We start from the raw sequence: 18,508 nt of genomic DNA, 5'->3' as shown, positions 1-18,508 counted from the left end.
TTTTGCTTTTGCTCACCTTGCCTGAACCAATAGGGGAATACTTGGGCGGAACTGTCTTGCTGGCGGTGTTTGTCGCTTTCATTTGGGACGACGTGAAGTTTTGGCCTCGGCTTTTCACGAGGATTCTGAAAGGAGACGGACCGCGACGTTGTCCGAAAAGCGGGAGATTGTGCATCCTGTGCGAGGGAAGCTGCCAATCCGCACACCAAGACAAAACGCTGTGAGGATTTCCTTTTTCCTGAACGGGACTTTGTTCGTGGCTCGGTCGGAGCAATCCAATTCCTCGCCTTTCCCGTAGATCACTCCAAATGGTTCTTTCTGATTGGTGAGATCGTTGATCGAAGTTTACTACGACGGCAAATGCGGGCTCTGTTCACGGGAGATCGGCTACTACAAGCGGCTGACACCGAAAACCAGCATTGTCTGGAATGACATTGCCACCCATCCGGAGTTGCTTCAGGGCACCGGGATGAGCCAGTCCGATGCTCTGCTTTATCTCCGCGTGCGCGATGATGACGGCGCAATACAGACCGGTCTGGATGCTTTTCTGGTGATCTGGCGGCAGTTCAGAGGCTGGCGGCTGCTCGCAATGCTGGCCACCTTGCCGGGTATCTATCGCGGCGTTGCTTTCGCTTACCGGAAATTCGCCGACCAGCGCTTTAATCGCCATGCCCATTGCCAGGCGAGTCTTCAGCCTTCTGCAGCGCCCGCAAGGTCCAGCACCTAGGATCAGCTCCCCAGCTGTGCCTCAATCGCCTTGATGATCTTTGAAGACGTCGGTTTCGTGGGCGTTGAGAACCAGGCGACGATCGATCCGTCCGGCCCGATCAGGTACTTGTGAAAATTCCAGTAGGGGCGGGCAGCTGACCCGAGCGTCTCCGCCGCCCACCGGTAGAAAGGGTGGGCAAGGTCTCCCTTTACCTGCGTCTTTGCGGTCATCAGGTATTTCGCGCCGTACTTGGCTTCACAGAACCCGGCAATCTCAGTGCTCTCCAGAGGCTCCTGATTGCCGAAATCGTTTGACGGCACCGCGATCACCACCAGTCCGCGCGATGAATAGCGCTCATGCAACTCTTGCAGGCCGGCAATCTGTTTGCTGAAACCGCATTTCGTTGCCGTATTCACGACAAGGACCGGTCTTCCCGAAAACTGGTCGAGTGGCAGTGCGCTGCCATCAGGCATCTCAAAGGAAAACTGCAGGGCACTTCCGTTGCTCTGGTCAGCTGAGACCTCGATCGCACTCGCCGTCGCGGCAACGGTTGCGCCAGCAACGAGGTTCAGAATGTTTCCGATCCGGGGCATGGTGTCGTCTCCTGTCAGCTGCTTTTATTACGCAGCCCGGAGCGCGTTCGGTTCACACGTTCGTGGCAAATGCAATGTGCCTGCGTTTATTAAGCACCAGCATTCGGGTCTACCGGGTCGAATATCGTTTCGATGGCCTGAAACATGGTTTTGTAGACACCGATTTCGTCCTTGGCGAAGTCTCCATGCGGGATCGCCTTCTTGGCTTCCTGCAGCAGGTCAGACCTGATGGCATCGAGATCGATGCCGGTTTCCGCCGCGCGCTTTTCAAGTTCGACGTGAAGCCGCTTTGCGATACCGGCATAGGCGACGATTGCTGTGACCATGTGGGTCGGTTCTTCCGGGATCGGAACCTTCATCCGGGCTGTCTTCCTCTGTGCTAATTGCCGTCTCGTTTATTACGCACAAGTCTTGCGAGAGCATGGCAGCATTACAGGTCATCTGCGGCCAGTGCCAGAAGGAAGTTCGGTCCTGTTTGCTTGAAGTGAACTTCGGTGTCGCGGCGGTTCGATCCTTCGAAATGCGCGGTTCCGTCGAACGGGCAGAGATCTCTTCGGCGCTTCAACTGATGTGAGTCGAGTGCCAGACGTGTTTGACTGTCATGTAGTTTTCCAGGCCTTCGGATCCGCCCTCACGCCCGTAGCCGCTGGATTTGACGCCTCCAAACGGGGTTTCGGGCATGGATGCCTCAAGCGTGTTGATCGACAGGTTGCCGACTTCAACCTCGTCGATAAGGCGGTCAATGTAATCGGCCCGGTTGGTGAAGGCATATCCGGCAAGACCGAACGGAACCGAATTTGCCTCGTGAATGGCTTCGTCGAGTGAAGAGACCGGGTTGACGACCGCCACCGGACCGAAGGGTTCTTCCCGCATGATGCGTGCGTTGTCTGGCACGTTCAGGAGCACGGTCGGCTGGAAAAAGTAGCCGCGGTCGGTTTGCCTTGCCCCGCCAGTGGCCACAATGGCCCCTTTGGCGCGCGCATCTTCAACCAGATCGGTCAGCGCCGGAACCCGTCTTTCGTTCGCCAGCGGACCCATCTCCACAGCGTCATCCATACCGTTACCAACCACGGTCGCCGCAGCGCGTTCGACGAACTTTTCGGCATATCGTTCGAAAATCCGTTCATGTGCGAAAAAGCGTGTGGGCGACGTGCAGACCTGGCCGGCGTTTCGCATCTTGCGTATCGCGCCGGCCTCTGCGGCTTCATCGATCGCAGTGTCTTCGCAGACAATCACCGGCGCGTGGCCACCCAGTTCCATCAGAACGGGCGTCATGTGCTGGGACGCGAGTGTGGTCAGATGGCGGCCGACAGAGGTCGATCCGGTAAAGGCCACCAGCCGAACCGCATCCTGCGGGATCAGGTAGCCGGAAATCTCGGATGGCCGGCCGAATACGAGGTTCAGCACACCTGCCGGCAGACCGGCATCCTCGAAAGCCTTGGCAATATGCAATGCACCTGCTGGTGTTTCTTCTGCTGCCTTCAGGATAATCGAGCACCCCGAGGCAAGCGCGCCGGCGATCTTGCGCGCCGGCTGGCTCATAGGAAAGTTCCACGGCGAAAAGGCGGCGACGACGCCAAGCGGCTGGTGATGAACCGCAAATTTGTGACCTGGCGCGGCGGGAATGATACGCCCGTAAGTCCGCATTGCCTCGCCGGCATCCCATTCGAAAAACTCAGCTCCCCGAATGACCTCAAGGCGGGCCTGCTTCAAGGGTTTTCCGTGCTCCAGCGTGATCGAACGGGCAATTGCCTCCTGTCTTTCCCGCAAAAGAGCGGCGGCACGCAGGATCGTGTCGGAACGCTCCCGGGGAGACGTTTTGCGCCAGATCCTGAACCCCTTCACTGCGGCTTCAAGTGCGTCGTCAAGGTCCTTGGCAGACGCACAAGGCAGGCGTCCCAGTTCGTCTTCGTTGGCGGGATTTACAACGGGCATGTCGGAACCGGTCGTGCGCCATTCGCCTGCGACAAAAAGCTTTAACTCTGGGTACATATGCCGGGCTCCTCAGTCTCTGTTGTTTGTGATCACGTATTGCGCGGCATCGTTTCAAGTAAATTGGTCGAATACAGATATCGCATTGGCGAATACCAGGGCCTCATCGTGCGGCGCTCGCCGCATGCAAGGCGGCCTTGAAAGCCCGGCCTGCGGGTGAAAGATCGTCGTTCGCTCGCAGGGAAACACCGATCGGTCCCTGTCCGAAGGGGACGGTCCAGTCCAACTGGCTCAGGTTCCCCTTGGCGATGTCCTCAGACACGACCTCTGCCGGCATCAGGCCTATCAGGTTCCGCTTCTGCAACAAGGACCTGTTCGTGAGATAGGAAACCGACTCGATCATGACCGGCGGCACGTATTGCTGCTGTCCCACGAAAAACTGGTCCGCCTGCCGGCGCAGGGTGGTTTCCAGCGGCGGCAATATCCAGCCGAACGGCTTGGTTTGCGCAAAAGCGATATTTTTCCTGTCTGCCAGCGGATGCTGCGTACCGCAAATCGCCAGGATGCGGTCCTCGAACAGTTTTTCCTGCCGGATCTTGTCGCGATGGCGGTGCGACGGCAACCTGCCGACCACCATATCGATTTCACCCGACAGCAGCCCGGGCATCAGAACCTCGTTTGTCCCTTCGCTTACCTTCACGGCGACATTTGGCCGGTCCGCGAGCAAGATCTCGATCGCGGCGGGAATCAGGCTGGTCGATGCTGCCAACAAGGTGCCAACGACCACGCGGCCGGAATTGCCTTCGTTCAGATCGTCGAGTTCCTGAGCGGCATTGGACACCTGAGCGAATATCAGCTTGCCGTGCCGTATCAGTGTCTCTCCGAAAACGGTGGGGACGACGCCTCTGTTGGTCCGGCTGAAAAGCCTGACCTCAAAGTCCAGCTCCAGGTCCTGGATCATTTTCGTCGCCGCGGGTTGCGATATGCCGAGTTCCTGAGCCGCGTTCTGGATGTTTCCATGCGTGCCGACCGCTACAAGCAGCCGCAACTGACGGAGCTTCAGGCGGGTCAGGGCACGATCAACAATGCGGGAGTGGCGACCTGTCATCCTATATCGACACCGGTTGCGTGATTTGCTCAAGCTTGGCCAAGACGCTCATTGCCGCGAGTGCCGAGCTGCGCGGCGTGTCCGGCAGCGTGTTGCCGGTAATCTCAAAGCGGAAGTGACCGAATTCACCCGACGCCTCGATTTCATGAATGTTGCGGTCGATCGCCGGATCCGCAATCAGGCGTACCTCTGTTTCATCGAAACCCGGACCGGCGAGAGCGACGGCTGCTGCAACATTGGCATTCTTCGGATACGCAAGGGCTGCCTGCCGGGCCGTGCCTTCGAAGTGCGTGGCCGCACCGGTCAGGTTTTCAAGGTCCAGCCGATCGGCTGCCGGAGACCCCCGCCAGCCCTGCGGCGGCTTGCGTCCGACATAGCGAACAGATGTCAGCTTGCCGACCGCGGCTGCACGAAGGCAATCCAGCGCACCGACGGCGCCGCTTGCAAGGTAGAGCGTGGCGCCTTTTTCACGGGCAGACCTTTCCAGGCGCTCGGCGACCTGCCTGTCTGCCAAAGCCCCGATGGAAACGGTGATCAGGCTGAACCCGCGGGACAGAATATTCGGGCCATGGGTTGCAAGCGCCTCATGTCCTGCACAGTCGATGACGAACGCGGTGTCCATGGGGAGTTCCGCCACCGACCCCACAAAATGGCCGGAAGCGCCACCGACAGCCTCCGGTCTCACCAGAACGGCGTTGACGCTGTGGCCGCGCGCTGCCAGGGCGTCTTCAACATATTGGGCAATCGCGCCTTTGCCGATCAATGCGATCTTCATGACACTGGCATAGCGCGAACATGGCAAAAGCTAAACTGACAACTTTCTGATATAGCTTTTTCTGATATCCAGTTCTTTGCTTCCCGGTTGGATGCCGCGCACGTATTTGGCTTTCTGTGGCATCTCTCCGAGGCGACTACCAAAGAGCAAAAGCGGATGAAATACACAAAACAAGAAGCCAAAGCATATGCCCGTGAAAACATGACCGGAATTTGGGCCGCCGCTCTCAATCCGTTCAACGAAGACCTGTCGATGAACGAGGCTGGCCTGCGTTCGAACATCCGCCACTGGATTGATGATCTGAACATCCAGGGCCTGTTCATCGCCGGCAAGCAGGGCGAATTCTTTTCCATGAGCCTTGAGGAACGGAAACGCAATTTCGAGATTGCCGTTGACGAATGCGACGGCAAGGCGGGCGTCATCGTCTCCGTATCCGATCAAAACATGGAGACGGCGCTTGAATTGGCGCGTCATGCGCAAGTCTGCGGAGCGGACTTCATCGTCCTGCACGCGCCTGTCCTGAGTTTCGTTCACGACCGCAGCGAAGTGCTCTACCAGTATTACAAGCGTTTCTGCGACGAGCTTGATATCGGCATTGCGATGTGGAGCCACCCTGACAGCGGGTATCTGATGCAGCCGGAGGAATGCGCGCGCATCGCCGAACTGCCCAATATAGTCGCCATCAAATACTCCGTACCACGCGAGATGTATGTGAAACTGACCTACATGGTCGGCGACAAAATTCAGGTTTCGACATCTGCCGAACACGAGTGGCTGGACAATATCCTGGAATTGAACTGGAAACTCTATCTGTGTTCTTCGCCACCCTACCTTCTGCAGAGCAAAAACGATCAGCGGATGAACGAATACACGCAGCTTGCTTTAGCCGGAAAGGCGGACGAGGCGAGGCGGGTCTTTGACAGCCTTAACCCGGTTCGTGATGCAATAAAACGGACGCGGCCGCCGGGCAAACCGACCGCGTTCGGCAAGTACTGGCAAGAACTCCTGGGCCAGACGGGCGGGCGTGTTCGGCCGCCGATGCTGGAACTGAACGAAGCTGAAAAACAACTCGTCCGCAACGGTTTCCATGAGTGCGGTCTCAAGCTCTGACCTGGATGCAGCTATAATGTATTCGGATACCTACATGCTGATAATTTCTTTGCGGTTATGAGCAAAACCGCCGAGGATTTTGAAAAATCAAGGAGACTGTCATGTCTAAATTGAAGGCATTCAATTTCAAGGCTTGGATCGACGAACACCGTCATCTTCTGAAGCCGCCCGTCGGCAACAAGATGGTCTTTGAAGATTCCGATCTGATGGTGACCGTTGTAGGTGGCCCGAACAAGAGAACGGATTACCATGACGACCCGGTGGAAGAGTTTTTCTACCAGCTTGAAGGCGACATGCTCCTGAAAATCTATGACGGCGAAGAGTTTTATGACGTGCCGATCCGGGAAGGCGAAATCTTCCTGCTGCCCCCCCACGTGCGGCATTCGCCGCAGCGGCCGCAGGAAGGGTCGGTCGGTCTTGTCATTGAGCCGAAACGGCAGGAAGGGCAACTGGACGCAATCGAATGGTATTGTTTCGAGTGCGGCGCACGTGTCCACCGTGCGGAGATGCAACTGAAATCCATCGTTGAGGATCTGCCGCCGGTCTACCAGAAATTCTACGCGTCCGAAGAAGCGCGCACATGTCCGAAGTGCCAGACCGTGCACCCGGGCAAAGAGCCGCCTGAAGGCTGGGTCGTCCTATAAATTCAATGAAAACGGGGAACAGCATGAGTTACTTTCGAAAAATTGTGGTCTCCGCCGCAACACTGCTGGCGTTGACATCCTGGTCGGCTCAGGCAAAGGAGTTTCGGCTCGGCCTGATCACGCCGCCACCGCATATCTGGACCAAGGCAGCTGAAGCCTTTGGCGAGGAACTGTCCGAGGCAAGCGGCGGGGCGCACTCCGTTTCGGTCTTCCCGGCGCGCCAGCTCGGCAACGAGGCCGAAATGCTGCAGCAGCTCCAGACCGGTGCACTTGACATGGCTTTCATGACCGTAGCGGAAGTGTCCAACCGCGCACCGGAACTTGGTGCGTTCTACGCGCCGTATCTCGCAGACGATATCGGTCACGCCGGCCGCATCTTGCGTTCCGACACGGCGAAGTCGATGCTCGAACCACTGCCTGGTCAAGTGGGTGTCGTAGGTGTCGGGTATGGCATGGCCGGCCTCCGTCAGATTGTCAGCCGCGGTGAAATCAACTCCTCCGAGGATCTGTCCGGTTTGAAACTCCGGATCACGCCTTTTACGCCCATCCTCGATTTCTACAACGCCGTGGGCGCCGCACCGACGCCGATGCCGCTGCCCGCCGTCTATGACGCGTTGGCCAATGGACAGGTGGACGCGATAGACATGGATGCGGAACTGATCTGGGTTCTGAAATATTATGATCACGCCGATACGATCGTTCAGTCGGATCACATGATGTTTCCAATGGTCGGTTTGGTCTCCGCAAAGGTTTGGGCCGGTCTGTCGGACGATGATCGCGCCATGGTCGCCGAGTTGATGGCCAAACATGTCGACAGCACCATCGACAGCTATGTCGAAAAGGAAGCTGGCTGGCTTGAGCAGATCGAAGGCACGGGCAAGGCCTACAAGAAGGTCGACGCGTCATTCTTTGGTGATGCCATCGGCGAATGGAACGCAATCTGGTCGGAAAAAACCTCTTCGCTTGACGCCTTGCGGGAAACCGCGGCAAGTACCCAGTAGGGACTTGGGTCAAAAGTGAGATGGCGCGGTTCAAACCGCGCCATTTTTCATGGGGAAATCGTGATGCTGCATCAGCTGTCGGCGTTTTGGGCGCGGCTGGAAATCTGGGGCGCTGCCATCATGGCCGTGCTTGTCACCTTGTTGATCCTGCTGAACGTCGTGACCCGGACTGCCGGAAGTGCCCTGTTCTGGGTGGACGAACTGGCTATCTACGCCATGGTCTGGATGACATTCCTCGGCGCGTCGGCAGCGTTGCATTATCGCAGTTCCGTTTCGATTACGGTTCTTGCAGACGCCGTGCCGGAACGTATCAAACGGCTGATCGTCAAGAGCGTTGACTGTGTCGTGTTTCTGTTTTCCCTTGCCATGCTTTGGCTGTGCTGGCGGTGGTTTCTGCCGCTGGAATTGGCAACGGCCGGCTTCGAGATCCAGGCCTTTCAGGGCAAAACCTTCAACTTCATCTACGCCGAGCCGACGTCGACGCTTGGATTTCCGAAATATCTGTTCTGGCTGGTGATGTGGCTTTTTGCGCTTGGGGCAACACTCCATTCGACCGCCAACCTTCTTGGGAAGTACGCAAAGGGGCGCAGCAGATGAGCACTGTTGTTTTTCTGGCGGCGTTGTTGCTTTCCGTTCCAGTCGCGATTGTGCTCGGTGTTACTGCGATCTGGTACATCTGGGAGAGCGGCAACACCGTTCTCTACGATAGTTTCGCTCAGAAGATGTTCGGAGGACTGGAGAATTACGGCCTGCTCGCCATACCCTTGTTCATGTTGACCGGCGAGTTGATGAACGAAGGCGGGATGACCCGTCGGCTCATTGTCCTGGCACGGGTGTTTGTCGGCGGGTTTCGCGGCGGGCTGGCTTACATAAACCTGCTTGCAAACATGTTCATGGCGGCGATCATCGGTTCTGCGACCGCACAAATCGCTGTCATGTCGCGTGCGATGGTGCCGGCGATGGAGGAGGAGGGATATGACAGGGGCTTTGCCGCAGCAACGACGGCAGCCGGTGGTTTGCTGGCTCCGGTGATCCCGCCATCCATGATGTTCGTCATTTTCGGTGTTCTGGCACAAATCCCGATTGGAGAGATGTTCATCGCCGGGATCGTGCCGGGCCTGATCCTCTCGGCAACATTTGCGCTGGTGATTACGTTCATAGGCTGGCGGCAACAGTTTCCCAAAGGAAACTGGATGGGCGGACGCGATATCCTGAACGCCGTTTTGGGTGCCCTTCCGGCGCTGTTGATCCCGCTCGCGATTATCGGCGGTATCCTCTTTGGTATTGCAACCCCCACTGAGTCGGCAGCGATAGCGTCGCTGATCGCCTTCATCGTCGGGTGGCTGTTCTACAGGGAACTTGAGCCCTCCAAACTTGGCGAGATGTTCAAGCGGACAGCCGTCAACGCATCGATGATCCTGTTCATGATTGCCGCTGCCAGCGTTTTTGGCTGGGTGATCATCTACGAAGAACTTCCGCAGAAACTGGCTGGCCTGATAACGTCGATTACATCAGACCCTTTCACCTTTCTGCTGATCGTCAACATTGCGCTGTTGCTGGTTGGCATGGTGATCGACGGTATCGCGGCGATCATCCTGATCACGCCCATTCTCCTGCCGATCGCCACGGGTTCCTATGACATCAGCCCATACCAGTTCGGGGTGGTCGTCTGTCTGAACCTTGTGCTCGGACTGTTGACGCCGCCTGTCGGCATCGGGCTGTACATTGCCTCTTCCATGAGCGGAACAACACCGAGTGCGATCCTCAGATCTCTCTGGTATTTTCTGTTCGCGGTGACGGGAGTACTTATTCTCTTGAGTTATTTCCCGATTTTGTCGACAGCGTTTGTGTGACACGCGGGCGCAAATCGCAATCGGTTCATCCGCTGCAGGCAAACGGACACAACAACAGCAAAAGCAACAATTCAGATCGCCGAAAATCTCTCACTCTGGAAGGAGAGCTGTTCCAAACGCGTTGCTGCGTGGTTCCCTCCAAAGCCGATCGCTTTTGTGCTTTTTCCTAAGGTCCTGCGGTTTCGTGTTTCACTTGAACAGGGTCCGCCTGTGGCGTGCTACTGGTCGCCGTTTCAATTATTGAAATTTCGAGTTGATCGAGCATGGAACCAACGGCACCGCAATTTGCGCAATCGCCGCTACACGTCTTTCGGACCGCATTCGAAGAGATGGTATCTTCAGTGCTACGACAAGCCATCGCGGTGCGTCTCCCTCGGTGTTCAGACGAATTCCGTGCCCCTCTTTCATTTGGATTGAAGGCCGAAGTTTAAGCAAAATCAATACTGAATACTACGTATTTCAAGTATTAGAATGATTCCAGATTTTATTTATTCTAATTCAAAACTGTGTATTGCGATGATTTGTAAGGCTCTGTTGTTTTTCTTCATATTGCTCGAACTATAGTGGGGCAACTCAGACCAGAGTCTGGAAAAGCCGTTTTCGTTTGCATCAGTGGGGCGGTGGAGCGACACATCAATCTCTTCAATCAAGAGCCTCCGGCATGTGTTTGTTGGTGTGCAGGCTTAGCCACGAGCTTGGTTCCCACCGCAATCCAGATGCGCTGTGATGGCAGGTCGATGCATGCGTATAGACAAGAACGTATCTGTCGTTGCCCGAAAATGTCGAACGCGCAGGGCATTTTGCTCGGGCGATCCTCGGGCCCAAATTGCTGAAAAAGGGCGTGGTAGTGCGCTCAGCAACCTCGTATTCATCAGCGCATCATTTCTCGTCTGCGCGGCTTTGCTGAAGATACCATTGAATTCGATACGATCGTGGCCAAGGGTGATGCAGCAGAGCAGGAACATAAGAACCGCGCGGCGTCGCGCGGATTTCGAATAACGCGCAAATTGCGCCGAGCTGGAAAATTACTTATTTTTTGAAGAGGTTGTTTTGGTGAGCCGACAGGGGTTCGAACCCTGGACCTACTGATTAAAAGTCAGTTGCTCTACCAGCTGAGCTATCGGCTCTCACCAAAGTCCCGAGGCGGTCGGTGGAGACAGGCTCGCCGTCGCGTCGGTGGCGTGTGTTTAGGCTGACAGTGGGGACATTGCAAGAGGCAAAATTGATTTTTTCAACAACGCATCGAAAAACAACAAAGGGCGCTGTGTCATTCATTTACACAACGACAAAATTCGCCATGAAATTATATCCATGAGTATTAATTGCAAAATAACAATACCAATTGGTAAAGTAGTTGAAAGATTCGCAGATATAGTAGCTTAACGTTTCTGGGATATATTCGTATTCAAGAAGATAAAGATTATTCTACTGCGAAAACTGTCAGGTGGCGCAATATAGTTTTGTGTTGTAGCTTGTAGCGTCATGAGGAGGTCGCATGCGTACGACGACAATGGATACTCATACAAACTCCGTCGAGTTTGATTTCGTGAAAGGGCACATCGCTGCGACGATGACCCTTATACATGCGCTCATCGATCAGGGTGTTATTGATCGTGAGCAACTTGATGCTTTTTTTGCTTCTTTTATCGGTGAACTCCCACACAATCGCGAAACCCTTGGTCTTCGTCTCATTCTCGATCAATGGCGGCAAGGCCTCAGAGAGGGCGACCCGGAAGAAGAGTTGAAGGGCATGATCTTTGAGGTGATCAGCGGAGGGCAATCCAACTAGGAAACGGTGCAGGCGGTTGGGGCAGGGGCCGTTGCACTTTCCCGATTGAACCAGAGGGAAATGGGCGCTCAGGCGCCTTTTTTGATTCTCCCGTGCAATCCTGCCGTCGCGATTGGTGCCGTACCCGTGCTGGTCAAGAACCGGCAGTTTTGCTATTCGTGATCGGGAGTGTGTTCGTGGTTTTCCAGACGTCAGGTGTCTGTTCCATGTGTTTGTCTGTTTTTCGTAATCCAGCCAGTTGCTTCTCGAACCGGACTTTAAACAGTCTGGCCCTTTCGCTGCTGGCAGCCTTGTTTGTGACGGGTGGCGCGTTGCAGCCGGTACCGGTCCACGCATCGGAGCAGAGTTTCATCACCATCGGCACTGCCGGGGTCACGGGGGTCTACTATCCTTCCGGAAGCGCCGCCTGCAGGCTTGTCAACCGTCAAAGGGCCGAACACGGTGTGCGTTGCTCAGTTGAGGCGACGCTCGGCTCCATCGCGAACATTGAACTTATCCGTTCCGGTGATCTTGATTTCGGGTTCGCACAATCCGACTGGCAGTATCATGCGTTTCTCGGGACGTCCGTGTTCGAGGAGACTGGGCCCTTCTCTGATCTTCGATCCGTCTTTGCATTGCATGCTGAAGTTGCGACAATTGCCGTCAAGGCCTCATCCAGTTTCCGGAACTTTCATGATCTGCGCGGCGCCCGGATTGACATCGGCAGCGCGGGATCTGGATCAGAGGCCTCCTGGAACACCCTCGTGTCCGGCCTGGGATGGTCAGATGCGGACAGGCAGGGGTTTTCAAGAAGGAGCAGTTCGGAACTGGCGGAAGCCTTGTGCAATGATGAGATCGACGCCTATTTCCAGCTGATCGGCCATCCGGCCGCATTGATCGAAGAGACCATAGAGCAATGCGATATTCGCCTGATCGGGGTGGACAGCAAAGACGTTGCCGCTTTTGTTGAACAAGAGCCGTATTACATGCCGGCGTCTGTGCCGGCGGGTCTTTATGAACTGGGTGAGCCGACCGGTTCGTTCGGTGTCGTTGCAACGATTGTGACGTCCGCTGCGATGCCGGAGGACATTGTCGCGGCTCTTGTTGCCGCCGTGCATGAGAATTTCGATGATTTCTCCGATCTGCACCCGGCGCTCAGCGTTCTCACACGGCCCGACATGGTCGGTGAAGGCGTTACGGCCCCGCTTCATCCCGGCGCTGCGAAGTATTTTGAGGATCAGGGCCTGTTGCCACCAAAGGACGAAAACCGGGCAAACTAGCCTATGGACCCATAGACGCGACGCACCAATGGCTTCCGCTCTCCAAAAGGTGACACGCAATTGTCTTGGAGTTTGGTGATTCCGGGGCTAAATCAATGCTCGAATTTCCAGCCGGTCTAAACCGGAACGAAATTGAGTGAGACCGGAAAAACAGATGATCCTCGAAGAAACGTCGATACTTATTGCCGTTCTGGCCGGAGTTGTGTCCTTTCTTTCGCCTTGCGTGCTGCCTCTCGTGCCGCCTTACCTGGGTTACATGGCCGGTGTCTCGCTGGAAGAACTGGCCAATGACAACGAGGACAACCGCGCGGCTGCACGCAGGGTGTTTCTGACCTCGCTGGTCTTCGTGCTCGGCTTTTCAACCGTCTTTGTCATGCTCGGCGCGACAGCCAGTCTCTTGGGGCAGGTTATCCGTCAATACCTTGATTTCCTTGGCTATATCGCCGGTGCCGTGATCATAATCATGGGGCTGCACTTTCTGGGCGTCTTCCGGATCGGGCTTCTTTACCGGGAGGCGCGGTTTCAGGTTACGCGCAAACCTGCCGGGCCGCTTGGAGCCTATGTGATGGGTCTCGCCTTCGGGTTTGGCTGGACGCCGTGTATCGGTCCCGTGCTGGCCGGTATTCTGACCTTTGCCGCAGCGAAGGACACGGTCGGGCAGGGCGTGCTGCTCTTGACTGCCTATGCGGTGGGTCTGGGTCTGCCGTTCCTGATCGCGTCCCTGTTCGCCGGCCCGTTTCTCAAGTTCATGCAACGGTTCCGAAAGCACATGGGTGCCGTTGAGAAAACGATGGGCGGGATGCTTGTCGTGACCGGCGTTCTGTTCCTGACCGGTCAGATGGCCGTGTTCTCTTACTGGCTTCTGGAGACCTTTCCGGCCTTTCAGACAATCGGTTAGCCGGTGAACTCAGCTGAGTTGACATTTTCCCACTTGGGCGGATCAAACCTTCACGCGTTGGTGGTGTGTATTCGGGATCGGCGCCGATTTCAGCGGACAGTTTCGTGGCTTGGTTTCAGAATGCGGGGACACCTGAGGCGTGACGCACATGCCAGGTGATCAGAACCCCGTTTCCCTGAATTCGGCAGCCGTCACCAAAGGGTCGCCCGCATAAAGAGCGGGTCTGCAGAGTTCCGTCACATCAAGCAGGTGCAGGCAGGCAATGGACGCGTCCGCCGCATTGGCGAAGGGACCGATCATGAGGGCGATGCCGCCTTCTTCCGTCTGCTTTTCCATGAGGAGCGGGCGCAGGTCGCGCATCCGTTCCTCGTTCTGTTCCTTGAAATCCGCCCAGGCCTTTGCGGCACTTGCGCGTGTCCGGTAGTGTCCTATGACGGCCCCGAAATCGCTCCGCCTGATCTGGCTGTCACGGCCCGTTCCCCGGATCTGGCCGGAGGGCGCGGACGGGCTGATGACTCTCGGGGCCAAAGTCGTGGTTGTCGGGTTGGCGTTGAACGCTTCAACGTCTGCCGGTTCGTCGGGTATCGATGCCGTGGTGAGCGAGGACGTGTCATCGGCGGCAGGCGATATGATCCTGACGGGTTCGCTCTCGGCGTTTTCAGGGGCAGGTATCGTTTGTGGCGGAGGCAGCAGCCGAACCCCTGGCGCCTCTTCGGATGTTTCCATCCCTGGTGCTGACGCCACGACCGGCTGCGAAGACGGTGCGGAAAGGCTCGACGTCCGTGTTTGCGGCGGCGTTTCCTGTTTTGCCACCGGCATATCGCGAACGGAATTAACTGCCGCAGCCGCGCCGGATCTGTCCGTGACAACTTTTCCAGGTCGCGGTGCAATCGGCTGCAGTGCTCTGGTCTTGGCGCGCTCGGTAGCGGCAAGTTTTGCCAGTGCGGCTTCCTGTTCAAGCGCAGCAATGCGGCTCGAGTAGATCAGGTTCTGCTCAGTCAGCGCCGCCAGCCGGCGCCGCAGGCCGACAACTTCGCGTTGAAGGACTTCAATTTGACTCTGTTGCAGGTTCTGATCGCTCCCTGAGCCCTGTGAGGAGACTTTGGCGATTGCCACCGGAGCAGGGGCATTGATCGAAGCTGTTGTTTCAATCGGGTCGCCGGCCGCGAGCGTGACGCCGGACGGGAGTGCCTGCCCGGCGGGAAAGGGGGCAAACGGACGGCTGCCGAACTGGTAGGACGCGAGCCCGATGGTTCCCATGAACACAGCCGCGAGCGCCCAGGACAAGATCCCGACACGGGACGGTGTAAATGTGTCCCGCACGATTTCACGCGTCGTTTTTGGGGCCTGGGGTTCGAGCAAGGGGTTTGTTCCGGGTCCTATTCGCGAATCTGCGCAATGATACTGTATCAGGCGCTCATTATGGTTAATCAAAACAAAACGGGAATGGCCTGGACTTCACATCTTTCAATGTTCTGTGGATCGGGGCATATAAGGTCCCCCGAGTTCGTCTCTTGCCCGGAAATCTGAGTTGGATTTTGCATGTCCGATCGTACTTGTCTTTCAATTGTTCTCGCCGCAGGTCTGGGGACCCGCATGAAATCGGATCTGCCGAAGGTGCTCCACGAAGTTGGCGGACTTGCGATGGTCGGTCACGTCCTGAAGGCGCTCTCCGGTGCCGGAGCGGACCGTGTTTCGGTCGTGACCGGTCCGGACATGCCGGCTCTTTCCAATCTGGTTGCCGATCTGATGCCGCCGGCCCGCTGCCACGTGCAGGAGGAGAGACTGGGAACGGCGCATGCCGCGCTTGCGGCCCGGGACGCACTTCTCCAGGAAACGGACGATGTTCTGGTTCTTTTCGGCGACACGCCGCTCGTAACAGCGGAAACGGTTTTGAAGGTGCGGTCCGCGCTGGAGCAGGGCAGCGATCTTGTCGTGCTCGGATTCGAGACGGAAAATCCATTCGGATATGGGCGGCTGCTCACGGAAGGCGGCAAACTTCTTGCGATCCGCGAGGAAAAGGATGCCTCGGACGAAGAACGAAAAGTGACGTTCTGCAATTCGGGTATCATGGGCTTTTCAGGCAAACATGCGCTGTCGCTGATGGAGGAGATCGGCAATGCAAATGCCAAGGGGGAGTATTACCTGACCGACGCTGTCGAGATCGCGAACCGGCGCGGGCTCAAGGTTTCGGCCGTTGCCGGTTCGGAAGTGGAAACCCAGGGGATCAACACACGGGCGCAGCTCGCGTCGTGCGAACAGGATTTTCAGAACCGCATGCGCCACGCGGCCATGGATGACGGTTGTACGCTTCTTGCGCCTGAAACCGTGTTTTTCTCTCATGATACGCTGCTTGAACCAGGGGTGACGGTGGAGCAGAACGTCGTTTTCGCCCGAGGCGTCAAGGTGAGTTCAGGGGCAACAATTCGAGCCTTCAGTCATCTTGAAAGTGCCGATGTTGCAAGCGGATGCGTCGTCGGACCCTATGCACGCCTGCGGCCAGGGACTGTTCTTGGGGAAGGCGCCAAGATCGGAAATTTCGTGGAGACCAAGAACGTGACGTTCGGCGCGGGTGCGAAGGCAAATCACCTGAGTTATATCGGCGACGCCAGTGTCGGTTCCGCGAGCAATATCGGAGCAGGCACGATCACCTGCAACTACGATGGATTTCTCAAGCACAGGACGGAAATTGGCGCCGGCAGTTTCGTGGGGTCGAATTCAACCCTGGTCGCGCCGGTTGTGCTCGGGGATGGGGCATTTGTCTCTGCCGGGAGCGTGATCACGGAGGATGTCCCGGCCGATGCGCTCGCCTTCGGCAGAGCGCGCCAGGACATCAAGAGCGGCCGGGCCAAGACCTTGAGAGAGCGGTTGAAATCCGAGAAGGACGCGAAGGTCCGGCGGTCGGCCAAACCCGCGTCCTGACATTTTCTGAAACACGTATTGATTTCAATTTTTGGCACGCCGTCGTCTAAAGCATGGTGGCTTTTCTTCAGTTTGATAGGGGTTTTTCATGTGCGGTATTGTTGGGGTTCTGGGGAAGATTGAAGCTGCTCCACGCATAGTCGATTCTTTGAAACGCCTGGAATATCGCGGTTATGATTCGGCCGGCGTAGCAACGTTGGTCGACGGAGCACTGGTCCGCCGTCGGGCGGAGGGCAAACTGCGCAACCTTGAAGCAGCCCTTGATGCCACTCCGCTGGCAGGCTCTTCCGGTATCGGCCATACAAGATGGGCGACGCACGGCGCACCGACCGTCGCCAATGCGCATCCCCATCAGGCCGGGTCCGTCGCAATTGTTCACAACGGCATAATCGAAAATTATCTGGACCTGCGCGACGAGGTTGTCTCGAACGGTGCGGTGCTGTCCACCGAAACCGATACGGAGGTGGTTGCGCATCTGATCCATGCGGCGTTGGCCAAAGGAATGTCTCCCCGCGACGCCGTTGCCGAAACGCTGCCACGTCTCAAGGGCGCTTTCGCGCTCGCCATGCTCTTTGAAGGCGAAGACGATCTTATGATCGGTGCGCGCAAGGGGTCTCCGCTGGCCATCGGTCACGGCGAGGGCGAGATGTTCTTCGGCTCGGACGCGATTGCGCTGTCGCCGTTTACCGACCGGATTACCTATCTGGATGAGGGCGACTGGGCGGTTCTGACCCGGTCCGGCGCGCAGGTTTTCGACCTGAACAACGCGCCCGTGGAGCGGCCCGAGGCGCGCTCCTCCGTCACATCGAGCCTGATGGAAAAGGGCAACTACAAACACTTCATGGCCAAGGAGATCCATGAGCAACCGGAGGTGCTGGGCCACACACTGTCTCGCTATTTCGACTACACCAGCAACACGGCCAAAGTGGCCGGTGCGGACAAACTGAAGTTCAGGGATCTGTCCAGGCTGATGATCTCTGCCTGCGGCACGGCCTATCTTGCCGGTCTTGTTGCCAAGTACTGGTTCGAGAAATACGCCCGGCTTCCGGTCGAAATCGATATCGCAAGCGAATTCCGCTACAGGGAAACGCCTGTGAGCGACAGGGATGCCGCCCTGTTCATTTCCCAGTCGGGAGAGACGGCGGATACACTCGCTTCGCTCCGCTACTGCAAGGAGAACGGAGCCGCCATCGGTGCGATCGTGAATGTTCCCGAAAGTACGATTGCGCGCGAAGCGGACATGGTGTTTCCGACAATCGCCGGGCCGGAAATCGGCGTGGCGTCGACCAAGGCCTTTACCTGTCAGCTCGCCGTTCTTGCAGCTCTTGCAATCCAGGCAGGCCGGGAGCGAGGCCATCTGTCCGCCGAAAGCGAAAAAGCGCTAGTTGGAGAGTTGACCGAAGTTCCGAGCCTGGCGTTGAAGGCGCTTGCGGGCGAAGCCGAAATCGAAAAGCTGTCGCAACCGCTTTCGAAGGCCAACAATGCGCTTTATCTCGGCCGCTCGACGAATTTCCCGCTTGCGCTTGAAGGGGCTCTGAAGCTCAAGGAACTGTCCTATATCCATGCCGAGGGTTACGCGGCGGGCGAATTGAAACACGGCCCGATCGCGCTGATCGACGAGAACATGCCGGTGTTCGTGATCGCGCCATATGATGCGATCTATGAGAAAACGGTCTCGAACATGCAGGAAGTCGCTGCACGTGGCGGCAGGATCGTGCTGATTACCGATGCCAAGGGCGCGGAAGAAAGCGGCGGGGCGGCGGAAAACACTGTCATCATGCCCGACATGACCGACATTGTTGCCCCCATCATCTACGCGCTGCCGGTCCAGTTGATCGCCTATCACACGGCGGTTTTCATGGGCACGGACGTGGACCAGCCGCGTAACCTCGCCAAGTCAGTGACGGTGGAATAA

At 57.0% G+C, this 18,508-nt stretch carries 17 protein-coding genes and 1 tRNA gene; 11 read left to right on the top strand and 7 right to left on the bottom strand.

Going from position 1 to position 18,508, the window contains the following annotated elements:
* The first annotated feature begins 334 nt into the window (after positions 1-334).
* Complete coding sequence (locus tag RBB49_RS17360; RefSeq protein WP_306144106.1) at positions 335-727, top strand: thiol-disulfide oxidoreductase DCC family protein; 393 nt, start codon at positions 335-337, stop codon at positions 725-727.
* A gap of 2 nt (positions 728-729) precedes the next feature.
* Here RBB49_RS17360 and RBB49_RS17355 read toward each other — a convergent pair whose 3' ends face one another.
* From RBB49_RS17355 to RBB49_RS17335, 5 genes are all read right to left on the bottom strand, one after another.
* Positions 730-1,302: a glutathione peroxidase gene (locus RBB49_RS17355; protein WP_306144105.1), complete on the bottom strand. Its 573-nt coding sequence runs from the start codon at positions 1,300-1,302 to the stop codon at positions 730-732.
* Positions 1,303-1,391: 89 nt separating this feature from the next.
* Positions 1,392-1,661, bottom strand: a complete 270-nt coding sequence (locus tag RBB49_RS17350; RefSeq protein WP_306144104.1) for a hypothetical protein — start codon at positions 1,659-1,661, stop codon at positions 1,392-1,394.
* Between the two features lie 202 nt (positions 1,662-1,863).
* On the bottom strand, positions 1,864-3,294 hold the full coding sequence (locus RBB49_RS17345) for an NAD-dependent succinate-semialdehyde dehydrogenase (protein WP_306144103.1): 1,431 nt from the start codon (positions 3,292-3,294) through the stop codon (positions 1,864-1,866).
* Between the two features lie 103 nt (positions 3,295-3,397).
* Positions 3,398-4,342 carry a LysR family transcriptional regulator gene (locus RBB49_RS17340; RefSeq protein ID WP_306144102.1) on the bottom strand — a complete coding sequence of 315 codons (945 nt, stop codon included), beginning with the start codon at positions 4,340-4,342 and terminating at the stop codon, positions 3,398-3,400.
* 1 nt (position 4,343) lies between these two features.
* Complete coding sequence (locus RBB49_RS17335) at positions 4,344-5,117, bottom strand: aspartate dehydrogenase (RefSeq protein ID WP_306144101.1); 774 nt, start codon at positions 5,115-5,117, stop codon at positions 4,344-4,346.
* A 201-nt stretch (positions 5,118-5,318) separates the two neighbouring features.
* Here RBB49_RS17335 and RBB49_RS17330 point away from each other — a divergent pair, with 201 nt between their 5' ends.
* The 5 genes from RBB49_RS17330 to RBB49_RS17310 all read left to right on the top strand — a co-directional run bounded on the left by RBB49_RS17330 (position 5,319) and on the right by RBB49_RS17310 (position 9,725).
* Complete coding sequence (locus tag RBB49_RS17330) at positions 5,319-6,227, top strand: dihydrodipicolinate synthase family protein (RefSeq protein WP_336623430.1); 909 nt, start codon at positions 5,319-5,321, stop codon at positions 6,225-6,227.
* A gap of 101 nt (positions 6,228-6,328) precedes the next feature.
* Positions 6,329-6,871 (top strand): 3-hydroxyanthranilate 3,4-dioxygenase, encoded by a 543-nt coding sequence (locus RBB49_RS17325; RefSeq protein ID WP_306144099.1) that lies wholly within the window; start codon positions 6,329-6,331, stop codon positions 6,869-6,871.
* A 23-nt stretch (positions 6,872-6,894) separates the two neighbouring features.
* On the top strand, positions 6,895-7,872 hold the full coding sequence (locus tag RBB49_RS17320; protein WP_306144098.1) for a TRAP transporter substrate-binding protein: 978 nt from the start codon (positions 6,895-6,897) through the stop codon (positions 7,870-7,872).
* A 63-nt stretch (positions 7,873-7,935) separates the two neighbouring features.
* The gene (locus RBB49_RS17315) at positions 7,936-8,469 is read left to right on the top strand and encodes a TRAP transporter small permease (RefSeq protein WP_306144097.1); all 534 of its coding nucleotides are present in this window, start codon (positions 7,936-7,938) and stop codon (positions 8,467-8,469) included.
* Entirely contained in the window at positions 8,466-9,725 is a 1,260-nt protein-coding gene (locus tag RBB49_RS17310) for a TRAP transporter large permease (RefSeq protein ID WP_306144096.1), read from the top strand. Before RBB49_RS17315 ends, RBB49_RS17310 begins: the two co-directional genes overlap by 4 nt.
* A 1,051-nt stretch (positions 9,726-10,776) precedes the next feature.
* Here the strand turns inward: RBB49_RS17310 and RBB49_RS17305 are convergent.
* Positions 10,777-10,852, bottom strand: a tRNA-Lys gene (locus tag RBB49_RS17305).
* A 368-nt stretch (positions 10,853-11,220) separates the two neighbouring features.
* Between RBB49_RS17305 and RBB49_RS17300 the strand changes: the two genes are divergently transcribed.
* The 3 genes from RBB49_RS17300 (at position 11,221) to RBB49_RS17290 (ending at position 13,671) form a co-directional block, all read left to right on the top strand.
* Positions 11,221-11,514 (top strand): hypothetical protein, encoded by a 294-nt coding sequence (locus RBB49_RS17300; RefSeq protein WP_306144095.1) that lies wholly within the window; start codon positions 11,221-11,223, stop codon positions 11,512-11,514.
* A 206-nt stretch (positions 11,515-11,720) separates the two neighbouring features.
* The gene (locus RBB49_RS17295) at positions 11,721-12,773 is read left to right on the top strand and encodes a TAXI family TRAP transporter solute-binding subunit (RefSeq protein ID WP_306144094.1); all 1,053 of its coding nucleotides are present in this window, start codon (positions 11,721-11,723) and stop codon (positions 12,771-12,773) included.
* A 157-nt stretch (positions 12,774-12,930) separates the two neighbouring features.
* Complete coding sequence (locus tag RBB49_RS17290; protein ID WP_306144134.1) at positions 12,931-13,671, top strand: cytochrome c biogenesis CcdA family protein; 741 nt, start codon at positions 12,931-12,933, stop codon at positions 13,669-13,671.
* Between the two features lie 159 nt (positions 13,672-13,830).
* Here the strand turns inward: RBB49_RS17290 and RBB49_RS17285 are convergent, their stop codons facing one another.
* Positions 13,831-15,033: a hypothetical protein gene (locus RBB49_RS17285; protein WP_306144093.1), complete on the bottom strand. Its 1,203-nt coding sequence runs from the start codon at positions 15,031-15,033 to the stop codon at positions 13,831-13,833.
* Positions 15,034-15,213: 180 nt separating this feature from the next.
* Between RBB49_RS17285 and glmU the strand changes: the two genes are divergently transcribed.
* Positions 15,214-16,593 carry a bifunctional UDP-N-acetylglucosamine diphosphorylase/glucosamine-1-phosphate N-acetyltransferase GlmU gene (gene glmU, locus RBB49_RS17280; protein WP_306144092.1) on the top strand — a complete coding sequence of 460 codons (1,380 nt, stop codon included), beginning with the start codon at positions 15,214-15,216 and terminating at the stop codon, positions 16,591-16,593.
* An 88-nt stretch (positions 16,594-16,681) separates the two neighbouring features.
* Positions 16,682-18,508, top strand: a complete 1,827-nt coding sequence (gene glmS / locus RBB49_RS17275; RefSeq protein WP_306144091.1) for a glutamine--fructose-6-phosphate transaminase (isomerizing) — start codon at positions 16,682-16,684, stop codon at positions 18,506-18,508.

Source organism: Roseibium sp. MMSF_3412 (assembly GCF_030733265.1).
GTDB lineage: Bacteria > Pseudomonadota > Alphaproteobacteria > Rhizobiales > Stappiaceae > Roseibium.
The sequence above is the reverse complement of the archived record's forward strand: the minus strand, read 5'-3'. Positions and strand labels throughout refer to the sequence as shown.